The organism is Bradyrhizobium sp. USDA 4454 (assembly GCF_054822705.1).
Window position 1 is genome coordinate 6,993,695 of record NZ_JBTRCN010000001.1, and the last position, 12,072, is coordinate 7,005,766.

At 64.6% G+C, this 12,072-nt stretch carries 15 protein-coding genes; 7 read left to right on the plus strand and 8 right to left on the minus strand.

Annotated features, from left to right (window positions below):
- Positions 1–30 precede the first annotated feature (30 nt).
- Together ACVIW0_RS32555 and ACVIW0_RS32560 are read right to left on the minus strand one after the other, a co-directional pair.
- Positions 31–984, minus strand: coding sequence for an alpha/beta fold hydrolase (locus ACVIW0_RS32555; RefSeq protein ID WP_461356078.1), 954 nt, complete (start codon positions 982–984; stop codon positions 31–33).
- 122 nt (positions 985–1,106) lie between these two features.
- Entirely contained in the window at positions 1,107–1,544 is a 438-nt protein-coding gene (locus ACVIW0_RS32560) for a PEGA domain-containing protein (RefSeq protein WP_461356079.1), read from the minus strand.
- Between the two features lie 326 nt (positions 1,545–1,870).
- Between ACVIW0_RS32560 and ACVIW0_RS32565 the strand changes: the two genes are divergently transcribed.
- Positions 1,871–2,047, plus strand: coding sequence for a hypothetical protein (locus ACVIW0_RS32565; protein ID WP_456750208.1), 177 nt, complete (start codon positions 1,871–1,873; stop codon positions 2,045–2,047).
- Positions 2,048–2,134: 87 nt separating this feature from the next.
- On the opposite strand, the gene ACVIW0_RS32570 is transcribed toward ACVIW0_RS32565, so the two are convergent.
- Complete coding sequence (locus ACVIW0_RS32570) at positions 2,135–2,764, minus strand: tetratricopeptide repeat protein (protein ID WP_461356080.1); 630 nt, start codon at positions 2,762–2,764, stop codon at positions 2,135–2,137.
- 188 nt (positions 2,765–2,952) lie between these two features.
- Entirely contained in the window at positions 2,953–3,078 is a 126-nt protein-coding gene (gene ykgO, locus ACVIW0_RS32575) for a type B 50S ribosomal protein L36 (protein ID WP_002718645.1), read from the minus strand.
- A 468-nt stretch (positions 3,079–3,546) separates the two neighbouring features.
- Here ykgO and ACVIW0_RS32580 point away from each other — a divergent pair, with 468 nt between their 5' ends.
- The 3 genes from ACVIW0_RS32580 to ACVIW0_RS32590 all read left to right on the plus strand — a co-directional run bounded on the left by ACVIW0_RS32580 (position 3,547) and on the right by ACVIW0_RS32590 (position 5,752).
- Positions 3,547–4,431, plus strand: a complete 885-nt coding sequence (locus tag ACVIW0_RS32580) for an amidohydrolase family protein (protein ID WP_461356081.1) — start codon at positions 3,547–3,549, stop codon at positions 4,429–4,431.
- A 65-nt stretch (positions 4,432–4,496) separates the two neighbouring features.
- Positions 4,497–5,240, plus strand: coding sequence for a haloacid dehalogenase type II (locus ACVIW0_RS32585; RefSeq protein WP_461356082.1), 744 nt, complete (start codon positions 4,497–4,499; stop codon positions 5,238–5,240).
- A gap of 20 nt (positions 5,241–5,260) precedes the next feature.
- Complete coding sequence (locus ACVIW0_RS32590; protein ID WP_461356083.1) at positions 5,261–5,752, plus strand: YbaK/EbsC family protein; 492 nt, start codon at positions 5,261–5,263, stop codon at positions 5,750–5,752.
- Between the two features lie 97 nt (positions 5,753–5,849).
- On the opposite strand, the gene ACVIW0_RS32595 is transcribed toward ACVIW0_RS32590, so the two are convergent.
- Both ACVIW0_RS32595 and ACVIW0_RS32600 read right to left on the minus strand, forming a co-directional pair.
- A complete protein-coding gene (locus tag ACVIW0_RS32595) occupies positions 5,850–6,215 on the minus strand; it encodes a hypothetical protein (protein WP_461356084.1) in 366 nt (121 codons plus the stop codon).
- Positions 6,216–6,430: 215 nt separating this feature from the next.
- Positions 6,431–7,345, minus strand: coding sequence for a LysR family transcriptional regulator (locus tag ACVIW0_RS32600; RefSeq protein WP_461356085.1), 915 nt, complete (start codon positions 7,343–7,345; stop codon positions 6,431–6,433).
- A gap of 116 nt (positions 7,346–7,461) precedes the next feature.
- Between ACVIW0_RS32600 and ACVIW0_RS32605 the strand changes: the two genes are divergently transcribed.
- The 3 genes from ACVIW0_RS32605 to wrbA all read left to right on the plus strand — a co-directional run bounded on the left by ACVIW0_RS32605 (position 7,462) and on the right by wrbA (position 9,676).
- Positions 7,462–8,214 (plus strand): SDR family NAD(P)-dependent oxidoreductase, encoded by a 753-nt coding sequence (locus tag ACVIW0_RS32605; protein WP_461356086.1) that lies wholly within the window; start codon positions 7,462–7,464, stop codon positions 8,212–8,214.
- A gap of 73 nt (positions 8,215–8,287) precedes the next feature.
- A complete protein-coding gene (locus ACVIW0_RS32610; protein WP_461356087.1) occupies positions 8,288–8,986 on the plus strand; it encodes a pirin family protein in 699 nt (232 codons plus the stop codon).
- Positions 8,987–9,076: 90 nt separating this feature from the next.
- Positions 9,077–9,676: an NAD(P)H:quinone oxidoreductase gene (gene wrbA, locus ACVIW0_RS32615; protein ID WP_461356088.1), complete on the plus strand. Its 600-nt coding sequence runs from the start codon at positions 9,077–9,079 to the stop codon at positions 9,674–9,676.
- A 178-nt stretch (positions 9,677–9,854) separates the two neighbouring features.
- Here wrbA and ACVIW0_RS32620 read toward each other — a convergent pair whose 3' ends face one another.
- The gene (locus ACVIW0_RS32620; RefSeq protein ID WP_461356089.1) at positions 9,855–11,045 is read right to left on the minus strand and encodes a GNAT family N-acetyltransferase; all 1,191 of its coding nucleotides are present in this window, start codon (positions 11,043–11,045) and stop codon (positions 9,855–9,857) included.
- 27 nt (positions 11,046–11,072) lie between these two features.
- Positions 11,073–12,020 (minus strand): cupin-like domain-containing protein, encoded by a 948-nt coding sequence (locus ACVIW0_RS32625; RefSeq protein ID WP_461356090.1) that lies wholly within the window; start codon positions 12,018–12,020, stop codon positions 11,073–11,075.
- Between the last annotated feature and the right edge of the window lie 52 nt (positions 12,021–12,072).

Consider the following 12,072-nt stretch of genomic DNA (forward strand, 5'->3'; position numbering starts at 1 on the left):
ACATTCGCGAGGCGTGGAAGCGGCCGACGGCTATTGCGTCACCATGTGCCGCGTCATCCGCTCGGCCATCGCCTCGATCTCGGATGCCACCAGATCGAGAGCGGCGTACTGCACCATGTGGCCGACATCGGGCAGCACGATCAGCCTGGCGTTCGGCGCTGAGGCTGCGAGCGGCCGGGAATGGATGCCGGTCGAGACCGTCTTGTCGACGTCGCCGGAGATGATCGTGATCGGCATCTTGAGCTCCGCATAACGCGGGGCCTGCTCGACGACGGCAGCCTTCAGCGTGACCAGGTCGCGCGCATTGGCGATGAACTCGCGCGGGCGCAGCAACAGCAAGGTCGCGCTGTCGCGGATAAAGTCGTCCGGCATCGGCTGCGGCGCGAACACGCCGCGCGCGCCCGAACTGGCAACGAGATGGCCCAGCGGCAGCGTGATCGTGCGCGCGAGCAACGGTCCGATCAGCGGCGTCGAGATCACATCATTATAGCGGCCGGCGCCGCCGCGCCACGGATAGGCGACGGGGGCGAGCAGCACCAGGCCCGCGACGCGGTCCAGATGATCGAGCGCGATGCGCAGGCCGAGCGCGCCGGCCCAGGAATGTGCCACCACGATCGCCCTGCTGACGCCGATCTTGGTCAGCGCCTCCACGATCATTCGGCCCTGGATCGCGGGCGTCGAATCTGCGACGCGCGCGCGGGTGCTCCAGCCATGGCCCGGCCGGTCGATCAGGATCAGCCGGCGGGATCTGGCAAGGTGGTCGGCGAGCGGCCGCATCGCGCGGAGGTTGGAGCTTGCACCATGCAGCATCACGACCGGCGGCCCCGCGGCATCGCGCGGACCGAGCTCGAGCACATGCAGCCGCGCGCCGGACACCTCGATCATGCGCCCCTGCGGCGGAAAGGCGCGCTCGATCAGCTGAACGCCGAGCTGTGTCGCCAGCGCCAGCCCGGCCACCGCCAGCACGACGATCAAAGCGAGCATCAAGACGATCCGGATAAACCTGCGCACCGCGGAGCTGCGGCGGAGATACGCGTCGGTTTCGATGCTAGCCCGCTTTGCAGCGCGAAGTCCAACAGCGCGCGACGTTCGCGTACCGGCACCGCTTACGAGACGGGCTTCTCCCGACGTCGCGGCGGCCGCGGTGGGGGCGGCGGAGGCGTCGCCGGTTGCAAGGTCACGATCACCGGATTGGGCTTGTGATCGAGCACCGCCCCGGTCGCCGCGTCGACGCCCATGCCGACGACGCCACCCAGCAGCAGATTGCCGGCGAAACCGGCGCCGCCGGATCCGCTGATGTCCTTGGTCAGCGGAATGATCTGCGACTGATAGCCTTCCTTGCTGAGCGTCACGACGATGTCGGCGTTGCGCTTGGCCTGGATCGCGCAAGGCGTGACACAGGCGGTCGGTATCTCCAATCCTGCGATGTCGGCTGTCGCGCCTGACGGCGTCGATGCAATGGAAATGGTCTCAGTGGTGCCGCGCGTCACCGACGCACAGCCGCCCAATGCGACGCAAAGCGCCGCAGCAACAATCGATTTCATTAAAATGTATTCCCCCAACCCGTTGCGTTGTGCCGCAACTTTTGGGCGAGGGCAATCAACCTTTAGCCTAGTGGTGGGGCACGACCGGACGTGCAAGGTAGTTGTCCACAATGCGCCCGGCCTGTGGATAGCGGGTTCAACCCTGCGTCATTAGTAATTCCATCGTTTGATGGTGGCAATTTCGCCATCAGTCGCGAGGCTTCATCGAAACCGGGGACGCGACCGGAACAGGTCTTGACTTTTGCACATGATTCACAGGAACCCCGCGTCCGCACGTCGAGTTCAACGGGAAGACGAGTTCAACGGGAAGTAATCGGAGGAGTACCATGATTTCCGACCCTAGCGATGCGGCCATCGACCAGATCGTGGCGAGCTGTAACGGCGACCTGCGCGGCGCCCTGAAGGCACTGTTGCTCGTGAATGAGCATCTGGAGGCGGAACTTCAGCAGTTCTATGCCGCCATCGCCCAGGACAGCGCGTCCCGCGGCAAGCTCCTGCACTAGTCTCCCGCCGGGCCGGATCGCGCGCAAGCTCGCAAGCCGCGTGCCCCTCGCGGCAATTCGACTGCGATCGCGATCAATCGCATGCAATCAGATGTCGCGGCCCTCGACCTTCTCGGTCAGTTGCTTGACGATCTGCGGCACCTTCTCGAGATAGGGATCGACCGCCAGCGCCTTGCGGAAGGCGTCCAGCGCCCGCTTGTCGTCGCCCATGTCCTGCATGATCATGCCAACGCCCGCCAGCGCGCCGAAATGGCGGGGCTCACGGGTCAGCACCTGCTGTAGATCACCCAGCGAACGAACGTAGTCGTTCTTGAGGTAGTAGATCGTCGCGCGCCGGTTCCAGGCCTCGACATAGTCGGGCCGCAGCTTGATCACCGCATCCAGCAACTTCAACGCGACATCGATATTCTGGGCGTCGAGCGCAGCCTTGGCCCGCACCATCAACAGCGCCGCGGTATCGCTCGGGGTTTGCAGCCACAGCGCCCATATCCGTGCCTCGACATGCCGGGCGCTGTCCTCATCGGGCGCCGCCTTCAGCGCGCCGAACAGGAAATCCAGTCCGCGGGTGCGGTCGGCCGGAACCTTCGGCAGCTTGCTCGGAGCTTCCGGCAGTTTCTTCTGCGCTTTCGGCGGCGGCACCACCCGCGGATCGTCCTGCGCGATGGCCGCGACAGGCAAAGTCAAAACAGGTCCGGCCAGAACTGCTGCGATGAGCATCGCCAGCCGGCGGTGGGGAGGTCCAAGGAAGTTAAATCCCATGGCCGAAGTCTAGACGCACAAAGCCGCACTGCAAAGCAGCGCGGCGTCAAAGACCTGTGAAAGAGACGAGTTGAGACCGGCGCAACAAGCCGATCCGCGCCAGATAAAGCGTGTCAGATCAAGCGTGTCAGATCAAACTTGGCGCGTCAGCCTTGGCGCGCCTTGAAGCGGCGCTGGACCTTGTTGATCACGTAGACGCGGCCCTTGCGGCGGACCAGACGGTTGTTGCGATGGCGGCCGCGCAGCGATTTCAGCGAGTTACGGACCTTCATGGGACAATCCTGTTACTTCGAAAGGCCCGTGTTGGAGGCCGTACCTGATCGATGCCAATAGCTGGCAAAATGGGATTTATCCCGACAAGCGGCCTGCCGCCCGGGACGGGCCGGGTTCTAAGCCATCGGACTGTTGAATGTCAACCGAGACGGGCCGATTTTCGGCCTGTTCGAGCCTGGAACCTGCACGGATCGACGCGCCACGCCGTTGAGATTGCTTCGGAAATGGCGACCGCGGCGATGGATCCGAATCAGCGCCCGCCGCACGGTCACGCCGGATGAGGTCACCGGCAGCGAATCGCACCCGTGGCCTTTGCATCAGGCCCAATCCGCCGTCCAAATCGGACCAACTGACCGAATGGGGCTCAGACCATGCTCGCATGCCCTCGGCGTGAGAGCGCTTGCGCAGATCGTTATATAGTATAATTATTTTCCATCACCAACAAACAGGCCGCCCGGGGAAGCCGAATGCCCAAGCTCAAACTGCCCGACATTGAAAAGGTCACAGCGATCGACATCCACACCCATGCCGAGGAGCCGTGCGGCATGCATGGCGACGACGGCTATGACGACTTCCAGGCGCAGATGGCTGACTATTTCAAATCGCCGCACAAGCATCCGCCGACCGTGCCGGAGACTGCGGCCTACTATCGGTCCAAGAACATCGCCGCGGTGATCTTCCCGGTCGACGCCGAACGCGAGACCGGCTTCCGCCGCTACAACAATCTCGAAATGCTCGAAGTCGCCTCCGATCATCTCGACGTCTTGATCCCGTTCGTCTCGATCGATCCGCACAAGGGCAAGCTCGGCGTCCGCGAGGCGCGCAAGCTGATCGAGGACTACGGAGTCCGCGGCTTCAAATTCCATCCGACCATGCAGGGCTTCTATGCCAACGACCGCATGGCCTATCCGCTCTATGAGGCGATCAATGACGGCGGCGCGATCGCGCTGTTCCATACCGGCCAGACCGGCGTCGGAAGCGGCATGCCCGGCGGCATGGGGATGCGGCTGAAATATTCCAACCCGATGTACATGGACGACGTCGCGGCGGATTTTCCCGACCTCAAGATCATCCTCGCGCATCCCTCCTTTCCCTGGCAGGAAGAGGCGCTGTCGGTCGCGACCCACAAGCCGAACGTCTATATCGACCTGTCCGGCTGGTCGCCGAAATATTTTCCGCCGATCCTGGTGCGCTACATCAACTCGATCCTGCAGGACAAGATGCTGTTCGGCTCCGACTGGCCGGTGATCACGCCGGACCGCTGGCTTGCCGACTTCGCCAAGCTCGACATCCGCGAGGAGATCCGTCCCAAGGTGCTGAAGGCCAACGCGCGCAAGATTTTAGGTATATAAGGCGGTCTCTGTACCGCGCCCTCGGCGTCCCGATCGCGCGGCGGTCGGGACGAAGGGGAATGACAATGACCATCAAGGCAATCGTCTTCGATGCCTACGGCACGCTCTACGATGTCCAGTCGGTGGCCGAGATCACCGAGGATGCGTTCCCCGGTTATGGCGACATCATCACCCAGGTCTGGCGCATCAAGCAGCTCGAATATTCCTGGCTGCGCTCGCTGATGCGGCGCTACCAGGATTTCGCCGCCGTCACCCGCGACTCGCTCGCCTATACGCTGCGCTGTCTCGGCCTGCAATACGACGCGGCGACGTTCGCCCGTATCGTCGATAGGTATCAGCATCTCGCGCTGTATCCGGATGCCGTCGCCGCGCTCGAGGCGATGAAGGACAAGAAGCTCGCGATCCTCTCCAACGGCAGCCCTGACATGCTGAACGCGCTGGTGCGCAATTCGGGGCTCGACCGCCTGCTCGATGCCACCATCAGCGTCGATGCGCACCAGGTGTTCAAGCCGGCACCCGCGGCCTACACGCTGATCGAGGAGGTGCTGAAGGTGCCGCCGGCGGAGGTGCTGTTCATCTCCTCCAACCCATGGGACGCCTGCGGCGCCAAGGCATTCGGACTCAACGTCGCATGGATCGAGCGGGTGACGCCGGAGGCGATGGCGCTGGCCTGCGTCGAAAGCGAGACGATCGCCCCATTGACGATGTTCAAGGCACTGCGTACCCAGATGGATGAGCTCGGCGTCGTGCCCGATCACCGGATCCACGGCCTCTCCGAGCTTCCCGCGTTGGTGTCTGCAAGGTCCTGAATAGCAAGGTCCTGAATAGAATGAGTCTTGAGTCCGTCCGCGCCTTCTTCGCCGAGAAGGCGCCCGATATCACCGTGATCGAATCCGCCGTGAGCTCCGCGACCGTCGTGCTGGCGGCGGAAGCCTATGGCGTCGAGCCGGCGCGGATCGCCAAGACGCTGAGCCTGCGGGTCGGCGACCGCGTGGTGCTGATCGTTGCCGCCGGCACGTCGCGAATGGATAACAAGAAGGTCAAGGCGGCATTCGGCGGCAAGCCGAAGATGCTCGGCCTCGACGAGGTCGCCGACATCACCGGCCACGAAGTCGGCGGGGTCTGCCCGTTCGGGCTGAAGTCGCCGCTGCCGGTCTATTGCGACGTGTCGCTGAAAGCATTCGACGTCGTGGTGCCGGCCGCGGGCTCGACCCACAGCGCGGTGCGCATCACGCCGGACCGGATGGCGGAATTGACATCGGCTGAATGGGTCGATGTCTGCGAGGTCCGTCCCCAGACAGAGGCCAGTCCCGCGCCCTAAAGCGCGATGAGATTGGGTTGAATCATCATCGCGCTTTAGCTGTCTGTTTAAGCATGATCTTTTCGGAAAACCGCTTCGCACTTTTCCGGATCATGCCCTAATCTTCGTCATCATAGGGCGACGGCCGCGGCGGCGCGACCGGGGCCGGCTGCATCTGTTGCGGCACGCGCGGCCGCTGCTGCGTCTGGGGCTGAGGTGCGCGCCTCTGCGTCTGCGCCTGTTGCTGCGCGTTCGACTCGAACACCGCACGGCACGAACTGCCGAGCAGCGCCGTGTTCTGCCGCAGGCAGGCGACGATCCGGTTGGTGTCGGGAATCTGATCGCTGCACAGGCGCATCACGTCGGGCGTGCACGCCATCTGCTGTTCCCATGTGCCGCGATACTCTTGCGACAACGCGGGCGCCATAGCGCCAGCGCCGCCAATCGCGATCGCCAAACTCAGCACAATCCGCTGCGTCTGCATGCCCAGTGCCCTTGTTTCCATCAGATCCGCGCACGCAGGTTCCGCGCGGGCGCTTTGCGTCAATCTCCCAAATGAATACGGCCAAGGATCGTTCGCACGGACAACTAAATGTGAAGGCCGATGCGCTGGAACCAGGTTCCCGGCAGTTATGGGGTACGCTTCCGCCTTCGCTCTTCCAGCGACGGCGGACAAGTCGCTTTGCCTACCCTACGATACTACGCCGATCGTTTCTTCCCCTTGGCGAAATGGCTGGCGAGGAAATCCGCGAGCACCTCGACGCGGGCGGGACGCGGGCCGCCGGGCGGCGTGACGAGATGGACGGCGGCCTCGGGCTGCTTCCAGCCCTTCAGGATCACCTCGACCTCGCCGCGCGCGATCGCATCGCCGACGATGAAGTCGGGCAGATCGGCGATGCCGAGGCCGGCGAGCAGCGCCGGCATCACGGCCTCGCCATTGTTGACCCGCAGCTGGCCGGCGGGACGCACACTCGCCTGCTCGCCTGCCGCGTTGGTGTAGTGCCAGGTGCCCTGGGTGGAGAGGTAGGCGTAGCCGAAGCATTTGTGCTCGGCGAGATGCATCGGATGGGTCGGCCGGCCGTAGCGCTTCAGGTAGGACGGCGCCGCCACCGTGTAGCGCGGCATGCCGCACAGCCGCCGGGCGATCAGCGAGGAATCCGGCAGCCGCGCGATGCGCAGGCCGGCGTCAAAGCCTTCGCCGATCAGATCGACCGTGGCATCGCTCAAATGCAGATCGATCGCGACCTCCGGATAGGCCTCCATGAATTCGGGCAGCAGCGGCGCCACCGTCTTGATGCCAAAGCTCATCGGCACTGCCAGCCGCACCAGGCCGCGCGGCGTGGTCGATTGCGCCAGCGCCTCGTTCTCCGCGGCTTCGCCGTCGGCCAGCAGCCGTGCGGCGCGCTCCGACAATTTCTGCCCGGCATCGGTCAACGCCAGTCGCCGCGAGGTGCGGTTGAACAGCCGCGCGCCGAGCCGCTCCTCCAGCCTGGAGACCGCCTTCGACACCGTGGCCTTGGACAGCGAGAGCTCGCTCGCGGCGGCCGCAAACGACCGTAACTCCACGACTTTTGCGAAGATCGCGAGCGCCTCGAAGTCCGGCAGTTTCGACATGGGCCGCTATCCCCGATCATTCAATTTGGAAACAATGAGTTTCAATAGTTTCTATTTCTATACCACAGCCGGAGGCATATCCAAGTGCCATCAAATCCACTCGATGGAGAAATCCAATGACCAAGAAGCTCTCAGGCAAGGTTGCCCTCGTCACCGGCGGCTCACGCGGCATCGGCGCCGCCAGCGCCCGTGCACTCGCCGCGGAAGGTGCGAGCGTCGCGATCAGCTATGTCGCCTCTCCCGAGAAGGCGGAAGCCGTCGTCGCCGAATTGAAGAGCAAGGGCGTCGCTGCCCGCGCCTACAAGGCCGACCAGGCCTCGGCTTCCGATGTCGATGAACTGGTGAAGACCGTCGCCAAGGATTTTGGCCGGCTCGACATCCTGGTCAACAACGCCGGTGTCGCATCCGGCGGTGCGGTCGACGATCCCAAGGCCGACATCGCGACGCTGGCGCGCCAGGAGGCGATCAACGTCGACGGCGTGATCACCGCGATCCGCGCCGCTTCGAAGCTGATGGGCGAAGGCGGCCGCATCGTCACTGTCGGCTCCATGCTGGCCGACCGCGCCTCGTTCCCGGGGCTTGCCGACTACGTCGCCAGCAAGGCGGCGGTCGTCGGCTACACCAAGGGCGCGGCGCGCGACCTCGGACCGCGCGGCATCACCGTGAATGTGGTGCAGCCCGGCTCGATCGACACCGACATGAACCCAAAGGACGGCGGCGAGTTTGCCGAGACGCAACGCTTGCAGCACGCGCTGCAACGCTTCGGCCGCCCGGAGGAAGTCGCAGCCGGCGTCGTGTTCCTGGCAAGCCCGGAAGCCTCCTTCGTGACCGGCACCGTGCTCAACGTCGACGGCGGCTTCGGCGCCTGATCGCAAATCATCTGGAGACGCCGGGCGCGCTGCGCCCGGCCGCTCAGCAGCATCGAACTCAAGGGGAAAGACCATGATCGAACTGAAACCATTCGCAGAGCTTGGCGGCGCCGACCACGGCTGGCTGAAGGCCAAGCACCACTTCTCGTTCGCGAGCTACTACGATCCCGCCAATGTCAGTCACGGCGCGCTGCGGGTGTGGAATGACGACGAGATCGCCCCAAACTCCGGCTTCCCGGCGCACCCGCATGCCAACATGGAAATCATCACCTATGTTCGCGAAGGCGCGATCACGCATCAGGACTCGCTCGGCAACAAGGGACGCACCGAAGCCGGTGACGTGCAGGTGATGAGCGCCGGCAGCGGCATCCGCCACTCCGAGTACAATCTGGAGCCGTCCAAGACCAAGATCTTCCAGATCTGGATCGAGCCGACCACGAAGGGCGGTCACCCGACCTGGGGTTCGAAGCCGTTCCCGAAGGCGGACCGCTCCGGCAAGCTCGTCACCATCGCCTCCGGGATCGACGGCGACAATGATGCGCTGCCGATCCGCGCCAATGCGCGGGTGCTCGCCACCACGCTGAAGGCCGGTGAGAGCGCGGAATATTCCGCCGAGAAGACCCGTCACCTCTATCTGGTGCCGGCGGCCGGCAGCGTCGAGGTCAACGGCGTGCGCGTCAACGCACGCGATGGCGCCGCGATCCGCGACGAGGCCAAGCTGAAGATCACCGCGCTCGAGGATACCGAGCTCGTCCTGGTCGACGCGGCCTGATCACCAGTCACGCCGCATGCGCGGACGGATGTCCGCGCATGCTCCTCCCCCAACTCGTCTTCCTCACCTCACCCGCCAAAGGAGGCCATCATGGCCAAGGTTCTCGTCCTCTATTACTCCGCCTACGGTCACATCGAAGCGATGGCAAATGCCGTCGCGGAAGGCGCCCGCGAAGCCGGCGCCACCGTCGACATCAAGCGCGTGCCCGAACTGGTGCCGGCCGAAGTCGCGAAAGCCTCATACTACAAGCTCGACCAGGCCGCGCCGATTGCCAAGATCGATGATCTCGCCAATTACGATGCCATCATCGTCGGCACCGGCACCCGCTTCGGCCGGATGGCCTCGCAGATGGCCAACTTCCTCGACCAGGCCGGCGGTCTCTGGGCCAGGGGCGCGCTGAACGGCAAGGTCGGCGGCGCCTTCACCTCGAGCGCGACCCAGCATGGCGGCCAGGAGACCACGCTGTTCTCGATCATCACCAACCTGCTGCATTTCGGCATGACGGTGGTCGGGTTGAACTACGGCTTTGCCGGCCAGATGAAGCTCGACGAGGTTACCGGCGGCGCGCCCTATGGCGCCACCACCATCACCGGCGGCGACGGCAGCCGCCAGCCCAGCGAAAACGAACTCGCCGGTGCCCGTTACCAGGGCCGCGCGATCGCGGAGACGGCGAAGAAGCTGCACGGCTGAGCTGCATGGCTAAGTTGCACGGCTGATACAGCGTGCTAGGGACGGCATTGCTCGGTTGGAGGATGCCGTCCCTTCTCAAGCGTCCGGTGGGCAAAGGCGCAACGCGCCGTGCCTACCGTCCAAATTGTGCGCGCGATGGTGGGCACGCTTCGTTTTGCCCACCCCTTCACGGCGATACTCAATCCTCTTCGCGCGTCGGCGTCGCCTTGCCGAGCGCCTGCTTCAGCCGGGCCGAGAGTGTTGGATAGTGACGTAGCGCCAGCACGGCGCGGTCGCGCAGCGCGCGCGGCTGGCCACGCCAGCTCAGGGCGGCACCGACATCGACCAGCGGCGTGCGTTGCGGTCCGAACCGCCGCTTGTAGCTGTAATTGCCGATCGAAAACTCGAACTCCCGCACACCGTCCTTGTGCAGCGCTGCGATGGTGCGGTCGATGATCAGCCGGCCCGGCGAGCAGGCCGACCATTTCTCGCCGGCATTGCTGATGCGGATCATGATGTAGCGCGAACCGGTGCGGACGCCGAGCAGCGTCGCCACCACCTCGTCGCTTGTGGTGAGCGCGGTCATCACCGCATAGCCGCGGCCGCTGCCTTCGCGCACGAGGTCGCGATAGAAGGCGGTGCAGTCGGCATTGTCGAGCACGTAATTGAGGCCGAGACCGTTCAGCCGCACGCCCTGCTGCACTTCCGTGCTGGACAGCAGCCGCAGCGCCTCGTCGGCATCCGCAGCAACCCTGAACGCCGCCGACGGTTCACGCGTGAACACGCGCCAACTCCGTCCCAATTCCTTGCGAACCTTGCGGTCCAGCTCGTAACGCCAGGCGTCGTGATCGTCGCCGATGGTCAGGAGATTGCCGTTGACGACCGACGGTCCGACATCGTCAAGCAGTGCCAGCGGATTGGCATGGCCCGCGAGCTTGAGCGGCATCTTGCGAAAACGAACGAGATCGGCGCCGCCGGGCGCCTGGCGCAGCGCGGCCTGCAGGTCGCGCCTGAACTGCCATGCGGCGACGTCATCGCGCGGTGCGGCCGCGCCGAGCAGCGGCGCGTTGAAATCGGTGAGGTTGAGATCGGCGAATTCGACGATGCGGAGGCCGCCCTGCCGATGCCGGATCAGCGGCAGCAGCGCGGCGCGTTCGCCGGTTGCGGCATCGCTGACGATGGCAATCAGCGGCTCGACCCCGCCGGTCGACGCGAAGGCCCGGTACCACGACGCATACCATTGCGGATGCTGGAACGCGGTCAGCGGTTCAAATGCACCCCAGCGAGCGGCGGCCTGCGTCCAATCGGAAACCAGTTCGACGCGATAGCCGACCGCATAGGTAGCGACCCGCGCCCCGAATTTCTCAACCGCTGTCGTCAAGACTGTCATGTCAGCACCTGCAACCGGCAAGCTCGCTTACGCCGCCTCCAACGCCGCCTTGGGCAAATCGACTATCTTGCCGAGGTCGCTCTCGTCGAGCCGGAAGTCGATCGGGCGACGCACCGCGCGCTCGCGCTTCACCCATTTGCTGTCGCGCAGCAGCTTCTGCATCACCTGCTTGGCAAAGAAGGTCGGGCCGCGGATGCTGCGGCTGCGCGGCGCATAGCCGAAGCGATGCCGCAGCATGCCGTTGGCGAGATGCAGGATCTGGGCGCGGCGGATGTCGTCGTTCACATAGGAGATCGTCATCGAGATATTGAGGGTGTCGAGATTCTCGACCCGATGCGGTGCATTGAGCGGCCAGTTCAGCATCTGACCGGGCTCGAGATCGATCACCCGGGCGTGCCAGTCGTACCAGGGCTCGTAGGGGATATCGACCTCGACATCGAACAGCGCGACGTTCTCGAGATGCTCGGGCCGGATGAACGGCTGCGTGTTGGGATAGATGTAGACCCGCTTGCGGCCGGAGATCTGAACCAGGCCCTGCCCCGGCAGATCGGCGTGGTAATAGACCTGCGCATCGGGCGAGGAGATCAGGATGCCGGCCTGATGGGTCGGCGCGTCGAAGCCGGGGATCTTTTCTGCGATCTCGCCGAACATCCGCTCGATCATGTCGCGATAGCGGCGATCGACCGCGGTGACGTTACGCAGGTTGAGCCACAGGCCACCGCGCGAAATCGCCTCGATCACCTCGTGACCACGCAGCCGGCCGATCTCGCCCTCCCGCCAGATCCGGCTCGAACCCTTGGCGCCGGTCTTGACCAGGCTGTAATGCTCGCGCGGATAATGCTCGATCAGCTTGGCGAGATCGTCCATCGCGAATGCAGGCTGCTGGTGCATGGTGTGCTCGAGCCGGATCGGCTGATGGCTCCAGAGCCTGGAATGGCTGTCATCCCAATTCGCGAAGATCTTGCCTGTCGTCATGGTCGCGCTCCTGGCTGCTGCGCCGTTCGCTTCATCCGATGTCCCGTTCCGG